This is a genomic window from Phaeobacter sp. JH20_29 (assembly GCF_048056175.1).
Taxonomy (GTDB): Bacteria; Pseudomonadota; Alphaproteobacteria; order Rhodobacterales; family Rhodobacteraceae; genus Phaeobacter; species Phaeobacter bryozoorum.
Genome location: NZ_JAYMWO010000013.1, coordinates 203,313 through 227,127 on the forward strand (window position 1 = coordinate 203,313; position 23,815 = coordinate 227,127).

Annotated in this window: 19 protein-coding genes and 1 tRNA gene; 14 read left to right on the top strand and 6 right to left on the bottom strand. The window is 64.5% G+C overall.

Annotated features, from left to right (window positions below):
* The first annotated feature begins 27 nt into the window (after positions 1-27).
* The 12 genes from VWZ85_RS10745 (at position 28) to VWZ85_RS10800 (ending at position 14,092) form a co-directional block, all read left to right on the top strand.
* Positions 28-1,467 (top strand): cryptochrome/photolyase family protein, encoded by a 1,440-nt coding sequence (locus tag VWZ85_RS10745; protein WP_416588228.1) that lies wholly within the window; start codon positions 28-30, stop codon positions 1,465-1,467.
* A 90-nt stretch (positions 1,468-1,557) separates the two neighbouring features.
* Positions 1,558-2,763, top strand: a complete 1,206-nt coding sequence (locus VWZ85_RS10750) for a class I SAM-dependent methyltransferase (protein WP_416588231.1) — start codon at positions 1,558-1,560, stop codon at positions 2,761-2,763.
* A gap of 15 nt (positions 2,764-2,778) precedes the next feature.
* On the top strand, positions 2,779-3,219 hold the full coding sequence (locus VWZ85_RS10755; RefSeq protein ID WP_340545414.1) for a TrgA family protein: 441 nt from the start codon (positions 2,779-2,781) through the stop codon (positions 3,217-3,219).
* Between the two features lie 29 nt (positions 3,220-3,248).
* A complete protein-coding gene (locus tag VWZ85_RS10760) occupies positions 3,249-4,367 on the top strand; it encodes an NUDIX domain-containing protein (RefSeq protein ID WP_416540256.1) in 1,119 nt (372 codons plus the stop codon).
* Between the two features lie 90 nt (positions 4,368-4,457).
* A complete protein-coding gene (locus VWZ85_RS10765) occupies positions 4,458-5,492 on the top strand; it encodes a cysteine synthase A (RefSeq protein WP_416588234.1) in 1,035 nt (344 codons plus the stop codon).
* Positions 5,489-8,023 carry a DUF3772 domain-containing protein gene (locus VWZ85_RS10770; protein ID WP_416538682.1) on the top strand — a complete coding sequence of 845 codons (2,535 nt, stop codon included), beginning with the start codon at positions 5,489-5,491 and terminating at the stop codon, positions 8,021-8,023. The genes VWZ85_RS10765 and VWZ85_RS10770 overlap by 4 nt, the downstream gene beginning before the upstream one ends.
* Positions 8,020-8,751, top strand: a complete 732-nt coding sequence (locus VWZ85_RS10775; RefSeq protein WP_416553117.1) for an alanyl-tRNA editing protein — start codon at positions 8,020-8,022, stop codon at positions 8,749-8,751. The genes VWZ85_RS10770 and VWZ85_RS10775 overlap by 4 nt, the downstream gene beginning before the upstream one ends.
* 92 nt (positions 8,752-8,843) lie before the next feature.
* Positions 8,844-8,933, top strand: a tRNA-Ser gene (locus VWZ85_RS10780).
* Between the two features lie 195 nt (positions 8,934-9,128).
* A complete protein-coding gene (locus VWZ85_RS10785; RefSeq protein WP_340545419.1) occupies positions 9,129-10,193 on the top strand; it encodes a LacI family DNA-binding transcriptional regulator in 1,065 nt (354 codons plus the stop codon).
* A 2-nt stretch (positions 10,194-10,195) separates the two neighbouring features.
* The gene (gene xylA, locus VWZ85_RS10790) at positions 10,196-11,500 is read left to right on the top strand and encodes a xylose isomerase (RefSeq protein WP_416588238.1); all 1,305 of its coding nucleotides are present in this window, start codon (positions 10,196-10,198) and stop codon (positions 11,498-11,500) included.
* Between the two features lie 39 nt (positions 11,501-11,539).
* Positions 11,540-12,976 carry a xylulokinase gene (gene xylB / locus VWZ85_RS10795; RefSeq protein WP_416588241.1) on the top strand — a complete coding sequence of 479 codons (1,437 nt, stop codon included), beginning with the start codon at positions 11,540-11,542 and terminating at the stop codon, positions 12,974-12,976.
* A 528-nt stretch (positions 12,977-13,504) separates the two neighbouring features.
* Positions 13,505-14,092, top strand: a complete 588-nt coding sequence (locus VWZ85_RS10800) for a Hint domain-containing protein (RefSeq protein WP_416588242.1) — start codon at positions 13,505-13,507, stop codon at positions 14,090-14,092.
* Positions 14,093-14,101: 9 nt separating this feature from the next.
* On the opposite strand, the gene VWZ85_RS10805 is transcribed toward VWZ85_RS10800, so the two are convergent.
* The 6 genes from VWZ85_RS10805 to VWZ85_RS10830 form a co-directional block, all read right to left on the bottom strand.
* A complete protein-coding gene (locus VWZ85_RS10805) occupies positions 14,102-14,764 on the bottom strand; it encodes a nucleotidyltransferase family protein (protein ID WP_416588245.1) in 663 nt (220 codons plus the stop codon).
* Positions 14,765-15,009: 245 nt separating this feature from the next.
* Positions 15,010-17,427, bottom strand: coding sequence for a GcvT family protein (locus tag VWZ85_RS10810; protein WP_416588248.1), 2,418 nt, complete (start codon positions 17,425-17,427; stop codon positions 15,010-15,012).
* 188 nt (positions 17,428-17,615) lie between these two features.
* Positions 17,616-18,926, bottom strand: coding sequence for an HlyC/CorC family transporter (locus VWZ85_RS10815; protein ID WP_340545425.1), 1,311 nt, complete (start codon positions 18,924-18,926; stop codon positions 17,616-17,618).
* 95 nt (positions 18,927-19,021) lie between these two features.
* Positions 19,022-20,029 carry a site-specific tyrosine recombinase XerD gene (locus VWZ85_RS10820; protein WP_416588251.1) on the bottom strand — a complete coding sequence of 336 codons (1,008 nt, stop codon included), beginning with the start codon at positions 20,027-20,029 and terminating at the stop codon, positions 19,022-19,024.
* Positions 20,030-20,053: 24 nt separating this feature from the next.
* On the bottom strand, positions 20,054-21,802 hold the full coding sequence (locus VWZ85_RS10825; RefSeq protein ID WP_416542346.1) for a hypothetical protein: 1,749 nt from the start codon (positions 21,800-21,802) through the stop codon (positions 20,054-20,056).
* The gene (locus VWZ85_RS10830) at positions 21,792-21,941 is read right to left on the bottom strand and encodes a hypothetical protein (protein WP_340545428.1); all 150 of its coding nucleotides are present in this window, start codon (positions 21,939-21,941) and stop codon (positions 21,792-21,794) included. The genes VWZ85_RS10825 and VWZ85_RS10830 overlap by 11 nt, the downstream gene beginning before the upstream one ends.
* Before the next feature lie 81 nt (positions 21,942-22,022).
* On the opposite strand from VWZ85_RS10830, the gene VWZ85_RS10835 reads away from it, so the two are divergent.
* Both VWZ85_RS10835 and aroB read left to right on the top strand, forming a co-directional pair.
* Positions 22,023-22,613, top strand: coding sequence for a shikimate kinase (locus tag VWZ85_RS10835; RefSeq protein ID WP_416588253.1), 591 nt, complete (start codon positions 22,023-22,025; stop codon positions 22,611-22,613).
* Complete coding sequence (gene aroB / locus VWZ85_RS10840; protein WP_416544386.1) at positions 22,613-23,740, top strand: 3-dehydroquinate synthase; 1,128 nt, start codon at positions 22,613-22,615, stop codon at positions 23,738-23,740. Before VWZ85_RS10835 ends, aroB begins: the two co-directional genes overlap by 1 nt.
* Positions 23,741-23,815 lie beyond the last annotated feature (75 nt).

Sequence of the window (23,815 nt, forward strand, 5' to 3'; positions counted from 1 at the left end):
GCAGCGATACAGGGACCTTGATCTTTCATGACTGACCATACCCCGCCACAGGCGCCGGTGATCTGGTGGCTGCGCCGAGACCTGCGGCTCGCCGACAACCCCGCCCTTGAGGCGGCCGTCGCCCGGGGCACCCCGGTGATCCCGCTCTTTGTCTTTGACACGCTGGATGAACACCTGGGCGCTGCGCCAAAGTTCCGGCTGGGGCTGGGGCTTGCCCATCTGGCCAAGGTGCTGGAGCAGCGCGGCAGCCGCCTGATCCTGCGGCGTGGTCCGGCAGCCGAGGTGCTGGCGCAGGTGATCGCGGAGACCGGGGCAGGGGCGGTGCATTGGAGCCGCGCCTATGATCCCGACGCCATCGCCCGCGACACCACCATCAAGGAACAGCTGAATGGGCAGGGCGTTGCGGCGCAGTCTTTTGGTGGTCATCTGCTGTTTGAACCCTGGACCGTCGAGACCAAGACCGGCGGCATGTACCGGGTCTATTCGCCCTACTGGAAATCCGTGCGCGACCGCGATGTCGCGGATCTGATCGCCGCCCCATCCCGAATACCGGCGCCGGAGCAATGGCCCGCCTCTGATGATCTGGACAGCTGGAAACTCGCCGCTGACATGCGCCGCGGCGCTGACATCGTGGCGCAGTATTGCCGGGTCGGGGAAGATGCCGCGCAGGAGCGGCTGGCGGAATTCCTCGACTCCCGCGTGGCCGACTACAAACAGGACCGAGACTTTCCCGCGGTGGATGCCACATCCGGCCTGTCTGAAAACCTCGCCTGGGGAGAAATCAGCCCGCGCCGCATGTGGCATCACGGGCTGGAGGCACGTCGCGCAGGCAAATCCGGCGCTGAGCATTTTCTCAAGGAAATCGTCTGGCGCGAATTCGCCTACCACCTGATGTTCCACACTCCGCATATCCTGACCCGCAACTGGCGCCCCGAATGGGAGAGCTTCCGCTGGTCCGAGCAGGACGACGACCGGGTCGAGGCCTGGCGGCGTGGTCAGACCGGTTACAATTTCGTCGATGCCGCCATGCGCGAACTCTATGTGACCGGCAAGATGCACAATCGCGCCCGGATGATCGTGGCCAGTTTCCTGACCAAACATATGCTCACCCACTGGCGCATCGGTCAGAAATGGTTCGAGGAGTGTCTGGTGGACTGGGATCCGGCCTCCAACGCCATGGGCTGGCAGTGGGTGGCCGGCTCCGGCCCCGATGCCTCGCCGTTTTTTCGGATATTCAACCCCGACGGCCAGCTGGAGAAATTCGACCCCAAGGGCCGCTACCAATCCGCGTGGATCGCCGAAGGTCAGGACAGCCCGCCGCAGACGGCGCTGGATTTCTACCGCGCGACACCCCTGTCCTGGGAGCTGTCGCCTCAGGACAGACGCGCCAGCCCCTTCGTTGATCTGAAAGAGGGTCGCGCCCGCGCGCTTGAGGTCTATGGCCAGCGCGAGTTGCCCGAGGACTGATAGATCCCTTGCCAGAAGCGCCTGATTTGGCCTAGCCTTTTCTCTGGACAGGGGCCGTGAACCCACCGGACCCGTCTAGGGGAGGAGAGAATGGCGCTCACACAGACCGAAGGACAGGCCAATCTGCCGCGCTATTTCGCGGCGATCTTTGACCAGTTGCAGGCGCTCGAGGTGGGGCAGCTGGACATCCATCTGCCGGACGGGCGGGTGTTCCGTGTCACTGGCGACCGCCCCGGTCCGGTGGCCGATCTGCGCATTCACAACCCCGATTGTTTCGCCCGGCTGATCCGCGAGGGGGATCTGGGGTTCTCCGATGCCTATCTTGATGGCTGGTGGAGCACATCCGATCTTCAGGCCTTCATGGATCTGGTGCATCTGGGGTCTGAAACCGTCTATGATGGCTTTCCGGGACGCGGGCTGATCCGCGCCTATGAACAGTTTCGCTTCTGGCTGCAACGCAATCACCGCGCGCAGGCCAAGGCGAATATCTCCTATCACTATGACCTCGGCAACGCCTTCTACGGGCTGTGGCTTGATGACACGATGACCTATTCCAGCGCCCTGTTCAAAACCGGGCAGGAAAGCCTGGAGGCGGCGCAGACCACCAAATATGCCTCCATGGTCGACCAGATGGGCGTGCAGCCCGGCGATCACGTGCTGGAGGTCGGCTGCGGCTGGGGCGGGTTTGCCGAATATGCAGCCCGCGAACGCGGCCTGCGGGTCACGGGCCTCACCATCAGTGCCGAACAGTTGAGATACGCCCGCGAGCGCATTGAAAAGGCGGGGCTTTCCGACCGGGTCGAGCTCAGGATGCAGGATTACCGCGACTGTGACGGCACCTTCGATGGCATTGCCTCTATCGAGATGTTCGAGGCGGTGGGCGAAAAATACTGGCCCGCCTATTTCAGGATGATCCACGACCGGCTGCGCCCCGGCGGTCAGGCCACCTTGCAGATCATCACCGTCGCCGACCGGCGCTGGACGGTCTACAAACGCGGCGTTGATTTCATCCAGAAACACATCTTTCCCGGCGGGATGCTCCCTGCGCCCGGGATATTGCGCCAGCAGGTTGAAAATGCCGGGTTAAAGGTCATGAAATCGCTCGAATTCGGTGATAGCTACGATCAGACGCTGCGGCGTTGGCACACCACCTTTAACAGTCGCTGGGACGAGATTGCGGCCATGGGATTTGATGATCGGTTCAAAAAGATGTGGAATTTCTACCTCACCTCCTGCGCCGCCGCGTTCAAGGCGCAAACCTGCGACGTGACCCAGATCACGCTGGCCCACCGCTGAACGAAAGCCCGGATCATGCCCACAGCCGCCCGTCTTATCGCCGCCGTCAGCATGGCGCTTGTCGCGATTGCCGCCTCTTTCCTGATCATGCCACTGATGCCCGAGGGCACCGATTTCGGCTATTTCGTGCCGCTCAACGCCGCGCTTGGCGCGCTGATCGGCTGGGTCTGGGTCGGCCGCCATGTCGGCCGCGGCGTGGTCAATGCGATCAACAACGGCGTCACCGGTGTGGCCCTGCTGGTGCTCTGGGGGCTGTTTCTGCAAGGCGCCTGGGAAATGTTTCGCCTCGCCATGCGCAACCGCTATGACGGCCCGTTTGAGGCGCTTTCGGCGATTTTTGTCATCGGTTTGGATTTCTTTTTCGTGATGGCGGTGCCACATGTGTTGCTGGCGCTGGTGATCGGCGGCATCTTCAGCGGTCTGGTGACCGAGAATGCCGCAAGACGCTGGCGCTGAGATAACAGAATTCCAACAGGATACAGACCGTGGTTGATCTTTTTGTCTATGGCACGCTGCGCCATATGCCGCTGCTTGAACTGGTGTTGGGGCGGTCAGGTGCCGCGCTGGATGTCACCCCTGCACATCTGCCCGATCACGGTGCCTTTGCGGTGGTGGATCAGCCTTTCCCGGCGATAGAGGCCCGCGTCGGCCACCGCGCACCGGGGCTGCTGCTGCGCGGTCTCACCCCGGACGATATGGCGGCGCTGAATTTCTACGAAGGCGGGTTCGACTATACGCTGCGCCCTGTCACGGTCGCGCTGGACGCAGGCGGCAGCGCCCCGGCGGAGGTCTATTTCCCAGAGCCGGGCCTGTGGCAGACCGGGGCGGCCTGGGATCTGGGCGACTGGCAGCAGAAATGGGGCGCCTTGTCCCTGCGCGCGGCAGAGGAGGTCATGGCCTATCGCGGTCGCCTGACCGCCGCCGAGGTGGCCGAGCGGTTCCGCCCGATCCGCATCCGCGCCGCCGCCTGGCTCGCGGCGCAGAACCGCCCCGGCGATCCAGATCACGATCTGGCCCGCGACGTCGTCGTCCACCAGCATAAACGCGCCTATCTCAACTTCTTCGCGATGGAGGAGATGGACCTGCAATTCCGCCGCTATGACGGCAGCCTCAGCCCGGTGATCAACCGGGGCGTCGCGCTGGTGGGGCAGGCGGCGGTGGTGCTGCCCTATGATCGCCGCCGCGACGCGGTTTTGCTGATCGAACAGTTCCGCGCTGCCACCTATATCGCGGGCAACCAGCGCCCCTGGATGTGGGAGCCGGTGGCCGGGCTGATCGACCCCGGCGAAACCCCCGAACAGGCCGCCCGCCGCGAGGCGATGGAGGAGGCAGGGCTGAAGATCGACCAGCTGGAAACCGTCGCCCAGGTCTACCCCTCCAGCGGCGCCTCAGGCGAATTTCTGCATATTTTTGTGGGTCTCTGCGACTTTGATGAGATCGCTGGCGGCGGCGGACTGGAGAGCGAGGGCGAAGATATCCGCAGCCAGATCCTGCCCTATGAGGCGCTGATACAGGGCGTAGATGACCAGACCTATCAGGACATGCCACTGGTCACCGCCGCCCTCTGGCTGTCACGCCATCGTGAGCGCTTGCGGCAGGGCTGACCCCGCCAACCGCGCGGCGCGCCGCTATCTCGGCTTGTGGTTGTCCAATGCCTTGGCTACACCTCAACTGGAATGATCGAAAGGGATACCATGCGCATTGCACATGATCTGGCCGACGCGATCGGCCACACGCCTCTGATCCGCCTGAACCGCGTCAGCGATGAAACCGGATGTGAGATTCTGGGAAAGGCCGAGTTCATGAACCCCGGCCAGTCGGTCAAAGACCGCGCCGCACTTTATATCATCAAGGACGCCATCGCGCGCGGTGATCTGAAGCCGGGCGGCACCATCGTCGAGGGCACTGCCGGTAACACCGGGATCGGCCTGGCGCTGGTTGGCGCGTCGATGGGCTTCAAAACGGTGATCGTGATCCCCGAAACCCAGTCCGAAGAGAAAAAGGACATGTTGCGACTGGCCGGCGCCCAGCTGGTGCAGGTCCCCGCAGCGCCTTATCGCAATCCCAACAACTTTGTCCGCTATTCGGAACGTCTGGCCAAGGAACTGGCCAAGACCGAACCCAATGGCGCGATCTGGGCCAATCAGTTCGACAATGTCGCCAACCGGCAGGCCCATATCGAAACCACCGCACCCGAGATCTGGGAGCAGACCGACGGCAAGGTGGACGGCTTTGTCTGCGCGGTCGGTTCTGGCGGCACGCTGGCAGGTGTGGCCGATGTGCTCCAGCCGAAGGGCGTGAAAATCGGCCTTGCCGATCCGATGGGCGCGGCGCTCTATTCCTACTACACCACCGGTGAAATCGAGACCGAAGGCGGCTCCATCGCAGAAGGCATCGGCCAGGTGCGCATCACCAAGAACCTTGAAGGGTTCAAACCGGATTTCTGCTACCAGATCGAGGACCGCGACGCGCTGCCCTATGTCTTCGACCTCCTGCACGAAGAGGGTCTGGTGCTGGGCGGTTCCTCGGCGATCAATATCGCCGGTGCCGTGCGCATGGCCAAGGACATGGGACCGGGCAAGACCATCGTCACCGTGCTCTGTGACTATGGGACGCGCTACCAGTCGAAACTGTTCAACCCCGACTTCCTGCGTGAAAAGAACCTGCCGGTGCCGGATTGGATGACTCACACCCCGGCCTCTATCCCCGGCGTGTTCGAGGACGTATGATCGCCCTCATGCGTGGTTTTGTGAAATGTCTGGCCGGGCTGGTTCTTCTGATCAGCCTGGCCTTTCCCGCTCTGGCCCAGCTCGATGCGCGTTCGAAATCCTATTACGAGGATTGGCTGCGCACCGCGAACCGGGCCGAAAACGTCATTGATGCCAGCCGCGCCTCCAATATCGCCTTGGAACAGCTGCGCAGCGAGCTGGCCGAATTCCGGCAGACCTTCCAGACCAAGCGTGGGGAAAACGGCGAGCGTATCCAGACCCTTCAGGGCCAGCTGGACGCGCTTGGCGCCCCACCGGGCGAGGGCGAGGAAGAGCCCGAAGACATCGCCCAGCTGCGCGACGCGCTGACCCAGCAGCTCAATGAGCTGCGGGTGCCGCGCATCGTCGCCGAAGAGGCCTACAGCCGCGCCGACGGCCTGATCAACGAGATCGACAAGATTGTCCGCGAACGACTGACCAAACGACTGTTTGAACGCGGCACCTCGCCGCTCAACCCCGAACATTGGCCCGGCGCGCTGCGGGATCTGGTCCACGCCAGCCGCGCTGTGGGCAATGAAACCCTGTCGCAGCTGCGCAATGACACCACCAGCGAACGCATCAGCGGCGATCTGGTGGGCATTCTTGTGCTGGTGCTGATCGGTATGCTGCTGATCCTGCGCGGGCGCCCATGGGCGCATCTGGCGGGTGATTACCTGCGGCGCTACGGCGCGCGGGGCACCGGCGTCTGGACCTTTGTCGTCTCGCTGCTACAGGTGCTGCTGCCGCTGATCGGTGTCATCTTTCTGGTCGCAGCTGTCGATCTTTCGGGCATTCTTGGGGTGCGCGGCAGCATCTTCCTCGAATCCGTGCCGGCCTGGGCCTTTATCATGCTGTCGTTCCACTGGCTGGGCGAGCAGCTCTATACCAATCAGATCGAGAATGATCTGCTGCCCGTACAGGAGGGCAATCAGGCCGAGACCCGCTTTCTGATCGACATGATGGCGGTGATCCTGGTGCTGCAGGATGTCTTTGCCACCATCGAGCGGATCCAGAACATCCCGGACAGCAGTTCCGCGGTCTATGCCTTTCCGCTGATCAGCTGTGCTGCGCTGATCCTGCTGCGTCTGCACCGCATCGGGGCCAAGCAGCGTCAGGCACAGAGCGAGGAGGAGCCCGAGGAAGGCGCCATCGCCGCCGGGGCCAATCGCATCATCGCGGTGGTGCGCCGGGCGATCTACCTTCTCGGCTTTGCCGGGCCGCTGCTGGCTGCGGTGGGCTATCTCAACGCGGCCGAGGCGGTGATCTACCCGGCCATGCTGACGCTGGCGATGCTGGCGGGCCTGTTTGTCCTGCAACGGTTCTTTGCCGATCTCTACGGCTTTGTCACCGGCAAGGGTAGCGCCGCCCGCGACTCGCTCTTCACGGCGCTGATCGGCTTTGCGCTGGCGCTGGTGGCGCTGCCGATGCTGGCGCTGATCTGGGGCGCGCGCGTTGCGGATCTGACGGAGCTGTGGTCGAACTTCCTCGAGGGCTTCCAGATTGGCGACACCCGTATTTCGCCCACCGCCTTTCTGACCTTTGTGACCATCTTTGCCGTCGGCTACGGTCTGACCCGGCTGGTGCAGGGCAGCCTGCGCAACGCGCTGCTGCCCAAGACCCGCATTGATGTCGGCGGCCAGAATGCCATCGTCTCCGGCATGGGCTATGTCGGGATTTTTCTGGCCGCTCTGGTGGCGATTTCGATGGCCGGTCTGGATCTGTCGTCGCTCGCCATTGTCGCCGGTGCGCTCTCTGTGGGCATCGGCTTTGGTCTGCAAACCATCGTGTCGAACTTTGTCTCCGGCATCATCCTTCTGGTCGAGCGCCCGGTGTCCAAGGGCGACTGGATCGAGGTTGGCGGCCTGATGGGCTATGTGCGCGATATCTCCGTGCGCTCCACCCGGATCGAGACCTTCGACCGCACCGATGTGATTGTTCCGAACTCGGATCTGATCACCGGCACCGTCACCAATTACACCCGCGGCAATACCGTGGGCCGGGTGATCGTGCCTGTCGGGGTCAGCTACGGCACCGACCCGCGCAAGGTCGAGGCCATCCTGATCGAGGTCGCCAAGGCACATCCGATGGTGTTGATGAACCCGCCGCCATCGGTGGTGTTTCAGGGCTTTGGGGCGGACAGTCTCAACTTTGAGATCCGCGCGATCCTGCGCGATGTGAACTGGGTCCTGTCGGTGAAATCCGACATGAACTACGACATCGCCCGCCGCTTCGACGAGGCCGGGATCGAGATCCCCTTCGCCCAGCGCGATATCTGGATCCGCAACCCCGAGGCGCTGGCCGGGGCGGCGGCGGCCGCCGCGGCGCCTGAAGCTGCGCCCGACTCTGGCCCCGACTCTGGCCCCGGATCTGTTCAGGACAGCGCGGCCCGGCCATCACCGGCTGCGGCAGCGGCGCCCGCCAGCAAACGCCCCGAAACCCCGGATCTGGAGGACCTCTCCAACCGGGACGATGCAGCCGACAGCGGCGATGAAGACGGAGACGGCGATCGATGACCGACCAATTGTTCCTGACGGATGCCTATGCACAACAGGCCCCGGCGCAGATCATTGACCACACAACCGAAGGCGGGCTGGTGCTGAACCAGTCCGTCTTTTACGCAACCGGGGGCGGGCAACCGGGCGATACCGGTCATCTCAGCTGGTCCGATGGGGCAGGGGCGCACCGCCTGACCATCACCAATACGGTAAAGGGGGAGGCGGGCGCCATTGTCCTGCTGCCGGAACCTGACCAGCCGCTGCCCAGCGTCGGGCAGGAGGTGACGCAGACCCTCGACTGGGACCGCCGCCTCGGCCATATGCGCATCCATACCGCGCTGCACCTCCTCTCGGTGGTGATTCCCCTGCCGGTCTCCGGCGGTTCCATCGGCGCCGACAAGGGGCGGCTTGATTTCAACATGCCCGAGGCGCCGGAGGACAAACAGGCGCTGGAGGATGCGCTCAACGCCCTCATCAGCCGCGATCTGGAGGTCAGCGAACGCTGGATCACCGAAGAGGAGCTGGATGCAAACCCCGATCTGGTGAAAACCATGTCGGTGGCGCCGCCCCGTGGCAATGGCCGCATTCGGCTGGTGCGGATCGGCACGATGCAGGAGCAGATCGACCTGCAACCCTGCGGCGGCACCCATGTGCGCAGCACCGCTGAAATTGGTCCTATCCGCCTTGGAAAGGTTGAAAAAAAGGGCAAGCAGAACCGCCGTGTCTACCTGCATCTGGGGGCTTGAGCACGGGCTGCAAATAAGTTTCTGCAAGAGTGAATTTTTTGCTGTTTTCGCTCTTGCAATTGCTTCCGTGATCCGTCAAAAGTCCGCCCAACGGAGAGGTGGCCGAGTGGTCGAAGGCGCACGCCTGGAAAGTGTGTAGGCGGGGAACCGTCTCCAGGGTTCGAATCCCTGTCTCTCCGCCATAACATCTAGACCAAGATGGTTTTATGACAGCCGCCACAGCATGTGGTGGCTTTTTGCGTTTCAGACCTTGCCCCCGCGCTCCATCAGCCACCTGTCAGATCGTGGCGACCGCGGCTTGATCGACAAAATGATAGACGTCTATCAGAAAATGATATACGTCTGTCAAAACTGCCGGAAACAGATGGGCTGCAAGGATGGGAAAACCAACCCTACATGATGTCGCTGCCGCGGCCGGGGTCAGCTACGCCACGGCGGACCGGGTGCTGAACAATCGCGGCGGGGTGGCGAAAAAATCGCAGGACCGGGTGCGCGCCGCCATTGCCGAGCTGGGCTATCAGCGCGATATCACCGCCGCCAATCTGTCACGCCGTCGCCGCTACCGGTTTGCCTTTCTGCTGCCGATGGCGGGGGAGGGCTTCTTTGCCCGGCTGCATGAGCATGTCCAAAGCGAACAGACCCGCCGCGCGCAGGCGCGCCAGCAGATCACCATCACCCATGTGCCTGCCTTTGATGCGGCGGCGCTGGTGCGGGCGATCGAAAACTGCGCCGCCGAGGATTACGACGGTCTCTGCCTTGTGGCGGTGGAGGATCCGCAGGTTGAGGCCGCGCTGACCAGCCTGCGGGCCAGGGGTGTTGCCGTGGTCACACTGGTCGCCGACAGCCCGGAAACCACGCGGGATGCCTATGTGGGGATCGACAACCGGACCGCAGGTCGCACCGCAGGCGACCTGATGGTGCTGGCCCATCGCGGAGCGGCCTCCGAAGGGCGGGGCCGGATCCTTCCCATCACCGGCAGTCTCAGCGCCCGCGATCATGCCGACCGCTACGCCGGGTTCTGCGATGTGGTCTCGCCCGGTCTGCCGGTGCTGCCACCGCTGGAGACCGGCGACGACCCCGATGTGCTGGAACAGGCGCTGCGCCGCGCGCTTGATGCAAACCCAGACATTACCGGGGTCTACAATCTGGGTGCCGGCATTCCGGGGCTGGTTGCGGCCCTGTCGGCGACGGCACGGCCGCACCCTCCGGTGGTGATCAGCCACGAACTCTGCGCCGCGACCCGCGATGCCGTGGCGCAGGGCCTTATTGATGCGGTGATCGACCAGAAACCGGCGCAGGAAATCACCGCCGCCCTTGCGGCCCTTGTCGCGCTCAGCGACGGGCTGCCGTTCGACCCGCTGACCGCGCAGATCATTCCCGCCGTCCATTTCAAACACAACATGCCCCCGCAGCCTGCGGTCGGGCCAGAAGAGAGGGCCTGACCATGGCTGGCTATTTCGACGATATCGCAGCAATCACCTACAATCCAGATGGCGACGGGCTGGCCTATCGCCACTACAACCCCGATGAAATGATCATGGGCAAACGGATGGAGGATCACCTGCGCTTTGCCGTCTGCTACTGGCACAACTTTGTTTGGGAGGGGAACGACCCCTTTGGCGGGCAGACCTTTGATCGGCCGTGGTTCCCCGCCGATACCATGGGTCTGGCGCGCATGAAGGCGGAGGCCGCCTTTGACATGTTCCGCATCCTCGGCGTGCCGTACTACTGTTTCCACGACCATGATATCCGGCCAGAAGGCGCAAGCCTCGCCGAAAGCCACAAACGCCTGAACCAGATGGGCGATCTGCTGGAACAGAAAATGGCAGATGGCGGTCCGAAACTTCTGTGGGGGACGGCCAATATGTTCTCCAACCGCCGCTATATGGCCGGCGCCAGCACCAACCCTGACCCGGATGTCTTTGCCTATTGCGCCTCCACCGTGCGCGCCTGCATGGATCTGACGCACCGTCTGGGGGGCGAGAACTATGTCCTTTGGGGCGGACGCGAGGGCTATGAAACCCTGCTCAACACCGATCTGTCGCGTGAGCTGGAGCAGATGGGCCGCTTCCTGTCGATGGTGGTCGACTACAAACACAAGATCGGCTTCAAAGGCGCGATCCTGATCGAGCCAAAGCCGCAGGAGCCGACCAAACATCAATATGACTATGACGTTGCCACCGTTTACGGCTTCCTCAAACGCTTTGGTCTTGAGGATGAGGTGAAGGTGAACATTGAACAGGGTCACGCGATCCTCGCCGGTCACAGCTTTGAACATGAGATCGCCATGGCCAATGCGCTGGGGATCTTTGGCTCCATCGACATGAACCGCAACGACTACCAGTCCGGCTGGGACACCGATCAGTTCCCCAACAACGTGCCGGAGGTGGCGCTGGCCTATTATGAAATTCTGCGCGGCGGTGGCTTTACCAGCGGCGGCACCAATTTCGATGCCAAGCTGCGCCGTCAGTCGCTGGATGCCGAGGATCTGATCGCGGCCCATGTGGGGGCCATGGACGTCTGCGCGCGGGGGCTACGCGCCGCCGCTGCCATGCTGGAAAGTGATAGCCTCGAGGCCAAGCGCCGCGACCGTTACGCCGGTTGGACCACTGCCGAGGCGCAGGCCTATCTGGCCGAGGGCGCAACGCTGGAGGCCATCGCCGATCAGGCCGAGGCCAGGGCGCTTGATCCGCAGCCGGTCTCTGGCCGTCAGGAACAGCTGGAGGCGCTGGTCAACCGCTTCGTCTGAGGCGGCAGGACCACGGCGTAATGGGGAGAGGGTACAGATATGTATCTAGGCATTGATCTTGGCACATCGGGACTGCGTGCGCTGATGACCGATGCGGCGGGCAGGCCCGTCGCCTCGGCTGAGGCGCAGTATTGCGTGCAGACCCCCCATCCCGGCTGGTCGGAACAGGATCCCGGCGACTGGATCACGGCGCTGGATCGCGCGATGGACCAGCTGCGGGATACCCCCGGCTATGGTCAGATATGCGGCATTGCAGTGGCAGGGCATATGCACGGTGCGGTGCTGCTGGACGGCGCCGATCAGGTGCTGCGGCCCTGCATCCTGTGGAACGACACCCGTTCCGCCGCTGAGGCGGCTGAGCTGGACGCAACGGCGAAGGTCCGCGATCTGAGCGGCAATATCGTCTTTCCGGGGTTCACCGCGCCGAAACTTTTGTGGGTGCAGCGCCACGAGCCGGAGATTTTTGCCAATACGGCCAAGGTCCTGCTGCCTGCGGCCTATCTGAACCTGCATCTGACCGGGCGCCATGTGGCCGACATGTCCGACAGCGCAGGCACCTCCTGGCTGGATGTGGGGGCGCGGGACTGGTCGGAGCCCCTGCTGCGCGCGGGTCACATGCGGCGTGATCAAATGCCGGATCTGGTCGAGGGCTGCGAGCCTGGTGGTATCCTGCGTCCCGAACTGGCCGCGCGCTGGGGATTTGGCAAAGACGTGACTGTGGCCGGTGGCGCAGGCGACAATGCCGCTGCGGCCTGTGGCACCGGGGTGATGGCACCGGGGCAGGGGTTTGTCTCGCTTGGCACCTCCGGTGTGGTGCTGACCGCGCGCGACGGGTTCCACCCGGATCCGGCAACGGCGGTGCATACCTTCTGTCACGCGATCCCCGAGCGCTGGTATCAGATGGGGGTGATGCTCTCGGCCACCGATTGCCTGAACTGGCTGGGCCGGATCACCGGACGCAGCCCTGCGGATCTGACAGCAGGTCTTGGCGATCAGCTGCGCCCCCCCGGCGAGGTGACATTCCTTCCCTATCTCTCCGGGGAGCGCACGCCGCATAACTCGGCAAGCCTGCGCGGTGGGTTTCAGGGGCTGTCGGTCGCGACCACGCCCGAGGATATGGCCCGCGCGGTGATGGAGGGTGTCTGCTACGGGCTGCGCGACTGTCTGGCGGCGCTGCGCAGCACCGGCGCTGAGTTGGACAGCTGTCTGGTCATCGGCGGCGGCAGCAGATCACCCTATTGGGTCAAGCTGCTGGCCACGGTGCTGGACCTGCCGCTGCATCTCCCGCAGGGGGGCGAGTTCGGCGCCGCGCTTGGTGCGGCGCGACTGGCCCGGCTGGCGGTGACAGGTGAGGATCCCGCCGAGGTTCTGACCGCGCCGCAGATCGCGCGCACGGTCACCCCTGATGCTGCCCTGCGCGATGGTTTTGACGCAGCCTATGCAACCTTTCGCCAGCGGGTCAGCGACATGATCTAAGCGCTGGTCGGCGCCTCAGGCGGCGTCACGGGGCCGGGCGAATCGTAAATCAGCCCGTGGTGGCGACAAGTTGTCTAAAATTCTCCCCATTGTTGCGCGCCGTGGGACAACCCCTGCGCCCAGCGGTTCGCGTGATGGATCTGACAGAGGGCGGCTGTGCGCTCTGATGATCTGCCATTGTTTGCAGGATGGCGACAAACGGCGGTTGTTTCGCGGCGGTGACGGCAGTTTCTGCGGGATCGCCCGGTGACGGCGGTCAGACCGGAAACAATCCCCGGCCTCTGGGGACGGGATCATCGGACGGCCGGGCCGGCGGATGCACGCTGATTAAGATTTTGTTCTTTTTTAGGCAGATTTGCCCGCGTAGGGTAATCCCATGCTGCCACAGGATGAGTGGCGCTCTCTTCAAAGCTGTACCCCGAGGTGTGGCGCCCCTTTGCAATACCAAGGCAGGCCAGGGACCGGTTGCACGGCTGTGCGACCGGGGTGGTCGGGCTTTTGGACGGAGATCATGACGTGCCTTGCTTTATGCCCGGAACAACTGTTGCGACCCCTCAGGGGAGCTGCGCTGTCGAGGATCTGAGCGTTGGGGATCGGGTGATGACCCGCGACAACGGCCTGCAGCCCATTCGCTGGATCGGGCGGCGGAGGTTGGATCGCAGCGCCCTGCAGGCGGCGGCACATCTGCAACCGGTGCTGATCGCGGCAGGGTCGCTTGGCAATGGGATGCCGGAGCGGGATCTGCTGCTCAGCCCGAGCCATCGGGTGCTGATCGGCAATGACAAGACCGCATTTTATTTCGAGAATCGCGAGATACTGGTCGCGGCCAAACATCTGACCGGATTGTCCGGGGTCGATGCGGTAGAGACCACCAGCATCGACTATCTGCATTTTGTCTGTGAGGACCATCAGGTGGTCTGTGCCGACGGGGCGTGGATCGAGTGTTTTCAGCCTGCCGACCAGTCCCAGCGCGGGTTGGATCGCGCCCAGCGCGATGAGGTGCTGATGCTGTTTCCCGAGTTGCAGACACGGCCGCCGGTGCCCGGTGCGCCCCCTGCGCAGCCGTCACGCCGACGGCCGGGGTGCAAGGCGGGGGCGCAGTGGTTCATCCACTAGCCCTGTGGCCTAATCGCTTTTGAATGTCGTTCGCGCGCGGCGCCAGGCCGTCCACGCCTCGGGCGTGTCCAGATCGGTGAGCGCATGGGCCTCGGGCAGCGGCACCGGGTGAATGGTCACTCCCTGATCCTGTGCAGCCTTTAGAACCGCGCGGGCACCCTGATCGCCGCTGAGCTGGCCGAGCGCGGCGAAATACCGGCGGGGAAAGACCACCGGATGTCCAAACCGCTCCTGCGCCCCGGTGATTGGGCCTGTGGCTGCACCGGTTGCTGTTCCGGTCGCGCGCAGGATCTGGTCTGGCAGCGCCATAGCGCTGCCCGCGACCTGCGCCAGATCGGCTTGCGTCACCTCCGGCATATCGGCAGGCAGGATCATCACCGCCTCGTAGCTCTTGGTCAGACCTGCGATGCCTGAGCGAATGGAGGCGGCCATGCCCTCCTGCGCGTCCGGCACAAAGAGCGCTGTTGCAGCGGGGCAGGCGCGGCTGAGCAGCTGGGCTCTTGGGTGGGGTGCGGCTGGCAAGGTGACATAGGTGTCCTGCCCGGTGCCAAGGGCCGCCCCGCAGATCCGGGCCAGAAGCGGTGTTCCGTCGATCTCCTCCAGCAGTTTGTCACGCCCGCGCATCCGCGAGGCGCTGCCGGCAGCGAGGATCAGAATGGCGATGGCGGTCATATCTGTCGCCTCCCTGGCGTGGTGCCGCGCTGTCGGAAGCCTCCGGCGGGGATATTTAGGGCCAGAAGAGGAGAGGGGTCCAGAAAAAGTGACAGGGCAGGTCAGTGAGGCTGACATAATGTTTCGCGTGCGAAACATTGGGGCCGGGGCAGGACCCATCTGTTGCGCGAAAGCGGCGGCCCGGCGCGCGCTGACATGGCAACACTGGGGGAGACGGGTCAGAAATATTGACCCGCCTGCTGCTGTCAGCCGCGCATCCGGGCGCCGTCGGAATCAAACAGCGGCCTGGTGATCAGTCGGGCCTTGTGCATCTTGCCCAGGATCTCGATCTCGACCTCGAGCCCGTCCTGAGCGCGGTCGGTGGGGACAAAGCCGAGTGCGATGGATTTCTGCGCGTGGTGGGAGTAGCCGCCGGAGGTGCAGAAGCCCACAACTGCGCCGTCCAGCCAGATCGGCTCATAGGCGGTCACATCTGCGTCGTCAGCCTCCACCTCAAAGGCGCAGAGCCGGCGGGCTGGCGGTGTGTCGCGTCCGGCCTCAGCCGCGGCGCGGCCAATGAAATCAACGGGTTTCTTGAAGGAGATAAAGCGGTCCAAGCCGGTTTCCGCCGCCGTGTAATCGGGGGAGAATTCGCGCAGCCAGGAGCCGAAGAACCTGTCGAGCCTGAGCGACATCATCGCCCGCATGCCAAAGGGTTTCATGCCGTGCGGCTGGCCTGCATTCCACAGCGCATCCCACAGGGCGCGCTGGCTGGGCAGGTTGCAGTAGATTTCATAGCCCAGATCCCCGGTATAGCTGACCCGCTGCACGATGCAGTCGGCCATGCCCAAGTTCAGGCGGCGCACATCCATGAAGCGCATGTCCGAGATGTCTTGCCTTGTGCAGGCTTGCAGGACCGCGCGCGCGCGGGGGCCTGCGATCTGGAAGCCTGTGCGGGTGTCGGAGATGTTTTCCAGCTGAACGCCCGCGTCCAGGTTCTGCAGGAACCAGCGCATATGATAGGCCTGCGCGCCGTAAGAGGCGGTGAGCTGGAACTCGTCCTCGGAGAGGCAGGAGATGGTGAAATCACCGATCAGGCGACCCTTGGGCGACAGCATCGGGGTCAGCGACAGGCGGCCCGGCTGTGGCACCCGGCCGGCCATGATGCGGTCGAGCCAGGCGCGGGCGCCCGCACCCTTGACCAGGTACTTGCCGAAGTTGTGGACCTCGTTGATGCCGACGTTTTCACGCACGGCTTTCACTTCGCGTGCGGTGGCCTCAAAGGCGTTGGAGCGGCGGAAGGAGGGGGTCTCGTATCGCGGTTCGTCCCCTTCGACAAAGTAGTTCGGCACCTCCATGCCATACTGCGCGCCCCAGACCGCGCCCATGCCATCGAAGATGTCATACATCGGGGTGCTGCGGAACGGGCGGGCGGCAGGCAGCTCTTCGTTCGGGTAGGCGATGGAGAAGCGTTTCTGATAGTTTTCAATGACTTTGGGCCGGGTGTAGCCCGGAGTGATCCAGCCGCCGAAGCGGGCGCAGTCCATCGCGAATGTATCGCGCTCGCATTCGCCCTCGACCATCCATTGCGCCAGCATCAACCCGACGCCGCCGCCCTGGCTAAAGCCGGCCATGACGGCGCAGGCGGACCAGTAGTTGCGCATCCCCGGCACCGGGCCGACCAGCGGGTTACCGTCGGGGGCAAAGGTGAAGGGGCCGTGGATCACCGATTTGACGCCTGCGCGTTCGAGCGCCGGGAAGCGTTTGTAGGCGAAGGCGATGCTGTCCTCGATCTTGTCGAAATCATCGGGCAGCAGTTCATGGCCGAAGTCCCATGGCGTGCCATCGACGGCCCAGGGTTTGCAGGGCTGTTCATAGAAGCCGATGCAGAGGCCGCGGCCTTCCTGACGGAGGTAGCTTTCGCCGGCCGGGTCCATCACATGCGGATGCTCGCCCCCTGCATTGATGATTTCGGCGATCTCCGGCACCTCGTCGGTGACGATATATTGATGCTCCATCGGGTGCAGGGGCATGTAGATGCCTGCCATGGCGCCCACCTCGCGCGCCCAGAGGCCGCCGGCGTTGACGATATGTTCGGCGTGCACTGTGCCCTTGTCTGTGACCACATCCCAGCTGCCATCGGGGCGCTGGCTGGTCTCGATCACCTTGCAGTGGGTTTCAATCGTGGCGCCGCCCATGCGCGCGGCGCGGGCATAGGCGTGGGTGGTGCCGGAGGGGTCGAGGTGGCCATCGAGCGGGTCATACAAGCCGCCGATGATGCCGTCGATATTGGTGACCGGGGCGATTTTCTTGATCTCCTCGGGAGAGATGATCTCGGTTTCCAGCCCCATGAACCGGTGCTTGGCGCGCTCCGCCTTCAGCATGTCGAAGCGTTCCTGGTTGTCCGCGAGGGTGACGCCGCCGACATGGTGCAACCCGCAGGACATGCCGGTGATCTCCTCCAGCTCCTTGTAGAGCTTGATGGTGTAGCCCTGCAGCGCCGCCATGTTGGTGTCGCCGTTCAGCGTATGGAAGCCGCCCGCCGCGTGCCAGGTGGAGCCTGAGGTCAGCTCTGAGCGTTCCAGCAGCAGGACATCGGACCAGCCGAGCTTGGTCAGGTGATAGAGCACCGAGCACCCCACAACGCCGCCACCGATCACCGCTACCCGTGTTGTCGTCTTCATCTTGCATCCCCCACTGGCTGTTTGCGGTTATTCTGGACAGATGTGTTTAGTAGTCCAGCAAAAACGCGACATCAGCCGTCGGGATTGAGCGCTGCGAGGACGAACCGGGCGTCAGCCGTGGGGCGCTGCATCAAAAAAAGCCGCCACCCGGTGGGGCGGCGGCCTGATGATGCGGGGGCGCGGTTGCGTTATTGCAGCGGGCGGATTTTCAGCTCCGTCACGCGGTTGCCGTCGCGCGCGGTGACCTCAAAGCGGAAATTATGGAAGGAAAAGACCTGCCCCACGACGGGGATTGTCTGCGCCTCGTGAATGACCAGACCGGCGATGGTGTTGGCCTCGTCATCGGGCAGCGACCAGTCGGTTGCGCGGTTGAGATCGCGAATGGTGGTGGCGCCATCGACCAGATAGTTGCCGTCGCTGGTTTTCTTCACCACGGTTTCCTCATCCGGGTCGAATTCATCGGTGATCTCGCCGACGATTTCCTCAAGGATGTCTTCCAGGGTGATCAGGCCCTGCAGGGTGCCGTATTCATCGACCACCAGCGCAAAATGGGTGCGTGCGCGCAGGAACTGGCGCATCTGTTCATCCAGTGTGGTGGTTTCCGGGACGAAATAGGGCGGTTTGGTCACGCTGGTGATATTGAAGTTGCGCAGCGAGGCGGCATCGCCGTCGGGGCCGCCGATCTGGGCGTACATCTCCCGCAGAAGATCCTTGGCATGGAGCACGCCTATGATGTTCTCCGGCTCGTCCTTGAACACCGGCAGGCGGGTGTGCGGCGAGGTCAGACATTGTTCGAGGATCTTCTGTGGCTCAAGGCTGGCGTCGATCATCTCGATATTGGAGCGGTGCAGCATGATTTCCTCGACAAAGCGATCGGAGAGATCAAGGGCGCCAAGGATCCGGTCGCGGTCTTCCTTTTCGACCACGCCTTCGGAGTGACCAAGGTGCAGGGCGCCGGCGATTTCCTCGCGGACGGCCATGATGTGGCTGTTGGGGTCGATGCGTACGCCAAACAGGCGCAGCACACCGCGCACCAGAAGGCGGACGGCCCCCACCACGGGGGCCAGCAGGGTTACCAATATGCCAATCGGAGGGGCAACGGCGGCGGCGGCTTTCTCGGCATTGGAGATGGCGTAGGTCTTGGGCAGGACCTCGGCAAAGATCAGCACCAGAAGGGTCATGACCAGGGTGGCCAGCGCGACACCGCTTTCGCCCAAGGCGCGGGTGAACAGCGCGGTGGCCAGCGAGGTGGCGAGGATATTCACCAGGTTGTTGCCCAAGAGGATCGAGCCGATCAGCCGTTCGCTGTCTTCGGTGATCGCCAGTGCACGTTTGGCGCCGTTGGAGCCCTTGTCGGCCTGCGAACGCAGCTTGCCCCGCGAAGAGGCTGTCAATGCGGTCTCGGAGCCAGAGAAAAACCCTGACAGAACCAGCAGAAAGACAATTGCGCCGGCGGTGGTCCAGAAGGTGGAATCGACAAAGGTCGTGGTGCTGTCCATCAGAGTCCCGAAAGAAATGTTGTGATCCCCATGGTTATGGGGTGCCGACCGCCCTGTCGCAAGGGGGGAGGTGGCGCGCTCGCGCCGTGCGGGAGCTATTCTGTTCCCGACAGGTCGGTTTTACCCGGTGGGGCGGGGTGATCGGCGGCCCCGGCAGGGCGGGCCAGCGGGTGATGGTCCAGCACCAGCTCGCTCAGCCGGGCGTCCAGCACATGGGTGTAGATCTCGGTGGTGGCAATATCGGCATGGCCAAGCAGTGCCTGGATCGCCCGCAGATCGGCGCCATTGGTCAGAAGATGCGTGGCAAAGGCGTGGCGGAGGGTATGGGGCGACACCGCTTCGGGCGCGATGCCCCCGGCGACGGCAAATTCCTTGATCAGCAGATAGAACCGGTGCCGGGTCAGATGGCCGGATTTGCCACGCGACGGGAACAGGAAACGCGAGGGGGCAGCCCCTTTGGCAACGGCGGCCTCCTCAGCGGTGTCGCGCGCGGTAAGCCAGGCCGCCAGCGCATCGCGGGCCGGCGGCGACAGCGGCACCATGCGTTCCTTGCCGCCCTTGCCCAGCACCAGCAACATGCGCGGATCGCCCCGCGCAGCCGCCACCGGCAGGCCAACCAGCTCGCTCACCCGCATGCCGGTGGCATAGAGCAGCTCCATCAGGCAGGTGTTGCGCAGCCGGTCGGCGGTGCTGCGGCCAGACTGGCGGGCGGCATAGAGCAGCCGGTCGACCTCGATCACCTCAAGGGTCTTGGGAAGCGCCTTCTGGCGTCCCGGCCCCTTGATCTGGATCGCGGGATTGTCGCTGCGCCAGCCTTCGTCAAACGCAAAGCGGTAGATCTGCTTGATCGCGGAGAGGCGGCGGGCGCGGGTGGCGCGGGCCAGCCCTTCAGCGTCGCAGGAGATCAGATAGGCCTCGATATCATCGCGGGAGGCCCTGCCAAAACCGAGGTTTTTATGGGAAAGCCAGCTGGCGACATCCTTCAGATCGCGGCCATACGCCAGCAAGGTGTTGCGCGCCGCACCGAGATCGGCGGCCTGCGCATCCAGAAAGGTGGAGATCCATTGCAGATCATCCTGCGGGGCATTGGCGGGGCTGCTCATCGGGGAGGGGCCATGGCGGCGGGCCTAACGGCGGTTCAGCAGCAGTAGCTGCAAGGCGGCGCGGCGGGCGGTATCCTCGAGTCCGACGGCGCGGAAGGTTGCCAGCGCATCGGTGAGATCGCCGAGATTGCCCTCGGCGCCCTGGGCAAAGAGCTGCATCGCGCGCAGGATCGATTCGCCGAGCTGGCCATTGTCCAGCAGGCGCTGAAGCTTGCGGGGGGCAGCACTTTCGGGGGCAAAGGCGGCGGCGATCGCCTGCTCAAGACCGCTATGTGCCAGCTCGGCCGTGGGCACGCCCTGCGCCACCGCCGCGACAAAGGCGGCGTGGCCCTTCAGATCCGGCAGGCTGTGGGAGGCGGTTTCATAGGTCGGGGCCAGCAGGCGGATGCGCCAGGCCAGCTGTGCGGCGCTGCCCTCCAGCGGGATCCGCGCCAGCCGGTCGGCAAAAAGATCGGCAAAGGCGGTTTCGATCTCAGCGGTGCGCATGGCCTGCCAGACCTTTGGCAGGGTCTTGCTGACGGCCTCGGCGCTGCCGGTTTCGAGTGCGGTTTCAAAGCGTTGCAGCGCCGCAACCCGGTCCCAGATGCCGCCGGACGCCGCGGGGGCGCGTTCGGAGTAGAGCCCCAGCAGATGATTGGGGTTCAGCGCGCCGATGCGGGTCAGCCGTTCAGCCGCTTCCAGCTGCGCCTTCCAGCCGGCGATATCGCGCAGATCTGCCGCTGCAAACGCGCGGGGCAGATTGGCGGTCGGGCGGCGTTCTCCGATGGTTTCATACAGGCGGAAGGTCAGCGGATCCGGCGATTTGGGCGCTCGCAGGGGGGCGGCATCCTCGAACACATCGGGGTTGAGGAAGCGGTCCAGAAGGTCGAGCTGGCGGCTGTCGACCAGTTCAAGCGCATGGGCGGCCTCCAGCAGCAGCGCGGCGGTCGGCCAGTCGCCGAGCCGGGCGGCGCAGAAGATGCGGGCGGCGTAATCGGGCGCCAGATGCGGCTGTTCCTGCAGGGCACGGCAGGCGGTCTGCTCGTCACCGGTCAGCAGGGTGGCGTCGAACCAGCGCTTGAACCGGGCGGTGCTGCGGGTGGGGCCTGCCTGTTCGGCGAGGGCCTGCGCCGGGTCCGGGGCGCCAAGATCCATCAGCCGGTCCAGCCGCGCCAGCAGCAGCGTCTCGCCGCCCTCGGCAGGCGGGCGGGTTTCCGACAGCAGCAGGGTGAACATCAGCGACTGCATCGCCGGGGAGTTGCGCACAGGCACGGCGGCCAGCAGGGTGGCCAGCTCCTCGGCGCTGCTGCCGCGCCACAGGTCGACAGGCAGTCCGGTGGAGGCGGGTTTGACAAGGCCGACGGGCGCAACAAGGCTGGCGAGCGGCGTCACGGTGACCTCGGGGCGTCGGGCAGACCCGGCGACGGGTGGTTCCAGCAGAACGGTGCCGGGCAGCCCTGCATCCGGCGCCGGCGTGGCCAGCCAGTCGATGGCGGCGAGCGGATCATCCGGTTTTGCGGCCCGGCTGCCCGGTCGCGGCGTCTTGGCCGCGGGGGGCGTGGTTGATGGGGGCGTGGCAGCGGGTGCGGGGGGGCGCGTGGTCGCGGGCGATTGTGCCGGGGCCGAAGCGGCAAGGCCAACGCCGACCGCCACCCCGAGGCTCAGCGTCAGGGGGCGGGTCAGGGACGCGATCTGCGCCAGTCGCTGGGTGATCAGGGCGGGGGCGGCCTCGCATTCTCTGCCCGAGGGAGAGAGCGCAGGGGCCGACTCACCTCGCCGTTTTCTAGTCGGCATTCAGAACCACCGGTTTGCGGACCTCGGAGGTGGGGGCGTCGAAATCCGCCCCGAACCACGGCCCGACATAGGCATAGATCACCAATCCGATCGCTGCCAGTATAACTAAATAAAGTAGGTATTTGATCAATCGCCCCATGGGTGTCCCGCTGACTGCTTCTTTGGCTTTTGTGCAAGTTATATATGGCCTTTTTAGCAATATCACGTCATTCACTGAAGAATGAGCGAAAAAGAGCAAACACTCAGTGGCGCGGGTGACCGCCGGGTGCCCGGAGCGCTGAAGAAGACCATCGTCATGGTGGGGATGATGGGGGCAGGGAAGACGGCCGTGGGCCGGGCCCTTGCTGCCCGTCTGAAGGCCCCGTTTCTGGACAGCGATCACGAAATCGAGGCCGCGGCCAACCGCACCATTCCCGAAATCTTTGCCCGCGATGGCGAGCCGTTCTTTCGGCAGAAGGAGCGCCAGGTCATCCGTCGCCTTCTGGATGAGGAGCGTGGCGTGCTGTCCACCGGCGGTGGTGCGTTCCTGACCGCGGAAAACCGCAGGATCATCTCCGAACGCGGGGTTGCGATCTGGCTGAATGCGGATCTTGAGGTGCTGTGGAACCGGGTCAAACACCGCGACACGCGGCCCCTGCTGCGCACCAAGGATCCCCATGCGACGCTGTCGGCGCTCTATCATGAACGGGTGCCTTATTATGCGCAGGCGGATTTGACCGTGGTGTCGGACGGGCAGGCGTCGATAGATGAAATGGTGAACCGGGTGATCGAGGCGCTGCGCGCCCGCCCGGACGTGCTGGAGTGGATATGATGGTGCAGTTCAGCTTGGAACGGGTTGTGCATGTCGACCTGGGCGAGCGGGCCTATGACGTGGTGATCGGGCCGGATCTTCTTGCGGATGTGGGCGCGCGGCTGCAACCATTGCTGCGCCGTCCGAAAGTGGCGGTGCTGACCGATGAGACAGTGGCTGCGCATCATCTGGAGGCCTTGCAGGCCGGGCTGGCGGAGGCGGGGATCGAGATGGCGGCGCTGGCGCTGCCCCCCGGAGAAAGCACCAAGGGCTGGCCGCAGTTCAGCCGCGCGGTGGAATGGCTGCTGGAGCAGAAGGTCGAGCGCAATGACATCGTCATCGCCTTTGGCGGCGGGGTCATCGGCGATCTGGCCGGGTTTGCGGCGGCTGTGTTGCGCCGCGGGGTGCGGTTTGTGCAGATCCCGACGTCGCTCCTGGCGCAGGTCGACAGCTCCGTCGGCGGCAAGACCGGCATCAATGCGCCGCAGGGCAAGAACCTGATCGGTGCCTTTCATCAGCCCTCGCTGGTGCTGGCGGATACCGCGCTGCTGAGCACGCTGACGCCGCGCGATTTTCTGGCCGGCTATGGCGAGGTGGTCAAATACGGGCTGCTGGGGGATGCGGCGTTTTTCGACTGGCTGGAGGCGCAGGGGCCGACATTGGCGGCCGGTGCGCGCGCGGCACGGGTGGAGGCGGTGACCCGCTCGGTGCAGATGAAGGCCGATATCGTGGTGCGTGACGAGACCGAACAGGGCGACCGCGCGCTGCTTAATCTTGGCCATACCTTCTGTCATGCGCTGGAGGCGGCCACCGGATATGGTGACCGGCTGCTGCATGGCGAAGGGGTGGCGATCGGCTGCGCGCTGGCGTTTGAGCTCTCGGCGCGGTTGGGCCTGTGCAGCCAGGAAGACCCCAGCCGGGTGCGGGCGCATCTGAAGGCGATGGGGATGAAGACCGATCTCGCCGATATCCCCGGCGACCTGCCGGATGCCGAGGTGCTGCTGGCGCTGATGGGGCAGGACAAGAAGGTGGTCGATGGCCAGCTGCGGTTCATTCTGGCGCGCGGCATCGGCCATGCTTTTGTCACCGGGGACGTGCCGCCGGAGGCGGTGCTGGAGGTGCTGCGCGAGGCGCTGGCGCAGCGGTGACGGCCTGAGGGGCGGCGCTGGCCCAGACCTGATCCCGACGTGACGGCGCGCTGCTCGGCACGCCGTTCAACTGAC

What these genes read in the sequence shown, in the direction of transcription:
- VWZ85_RS10745 (WP_416588228.1), top strand. Translation starts at nt 28, where the DNA reads ATGACTGACCATACCCCGCCACAGGCGCCGGTGATCTGGTGGCTGCGC.
- VWZ85_RS10750 (WP_416588231.1), top strand. Translation starts at nt 1,558, where the DNA reads ATGGCGCTCACACAGACCGAAGGACAGGCCAATCTGCCGCGCTATTTC.
- VWZ85_RS10755 (WP_340545414.1), top strand. Translation starts at nt 2,779, where the DNA reads ATGCCCACAGCCGCCCGTCTTATCGCCGCCGTCAGCATGGCGCTTGTC.
- VWZ85_RS10765 (WP_416588234.1), top strand. Translation starts at nt 4,458, where the DNA reads ATGCGCATTGCACATGATCTGGCCGACGCGATCGGCCACACGCCTCTG.
- VWZ85_RS10770 (WP_416538682.1), top strand. Translation starts at nt 5,489, where the DNA reads ATGATCGCCCTCATGCGTGGTTTTGTGAAATGTCTGGCCGGGCTGGTT.
- VWZ85_RS10775 (WP_416553117.1), top strand. Translation starts at nt 8,020, where the DNA reads ATGACCGACCAATTGTTCCTGACGGATGCCTATGCACAACAGGCCCCG.
- VWZ85_RS10785 (WP_340545419.1), top strand. Translation starts at nt 9,129, where the DNA reads ATGGGAAAACCAACCCTACATGATGTCGCTGCCGCGGCCGGGGTCAGC.
- xylA (WP_416588238.1), top strand. Translation starts at nt 10,196, where the DNA reads ATGGCTGGCTATTTCGACGATATCGCAGCAATCACCTACAATCCAGAT.
- xylB (WP_416588241.1), top strand. Translation starts at nt 11,540, where the DNA reads ATGTATCTAGGCATTGATCTTGGCACATCGGGACTGCGTGCGCTGATG.
- VWZ85_RS10800 (WP_416588242.1), top strand. Translation starts at nt 13,505, where the DNA reads ATGCCCGGAACAACTGTTGCGACCCCTCAGGGGAGCTGCGCTGTCGAG.
- VWZ85_RS10805 (WP_416588245.1), bottom strand. Translation starts at nt 14,764, where the DNA reads ATGACCGCCATCGCCATTCTGATCCTCGCTGCCGGCAGCGCCTCGCGG.
- VWZ85_RS10810 (WP_416588248.1), bottom strand. Translation starts at nt 17,427, where the DNA reads ATGAAGACGACAACACGGGTAGCGGTGATCGGTGGCGGCGTTGTGGGG.
- VWZ85_RS10815 (WP_340545425.1), bottom strand. Translation starts at nt 18,926, where the DNA reads ATGGACAGCACCACGACCTTTGTCGATTCCACCTTCTGGACCACCGCC.
- VWZ85_RS10820 (WP_416588251.1), bottom strand. Translation starts at nt 20,029, where the DNA reads ATGAGCAGCCCCGCCAATGCCCCGCAGGATGATCTGCAATGGATCTCC.
- VWZ85_RS10825 (WP_416542346.1), bottom strand. Translation starts at nt 21,802, where the DNA reads ATGCCGACTAGAAAACGGCGAGGTGAGTCGGCCCCTGCGCTCTCTCCC.
- VWZ85_RS10830 (WP_340545428.1), bottom strand. Translation starts at nt 21,941, where the DNA reads ATGGGGCGATTGATCAAATACCTACTTTATTTAGTTATACTGGCAGCG.
- VWZ85_RS10835 (WP_416588253.1), top strand. Translation starts at nt 22,023, where the DNA reads ATGAGCGAAAAAGAGCAAACACTCAGTGGCGCGGGTGACCGCCGGGTG.
- aroB (WP_416544386.1), top strand. Translation starts at nt 22,613, where the DNA reads ATGGTGCAGTTCAGCTTGGAACGGGTTGTGCATGTCGACCTGGGCGAG.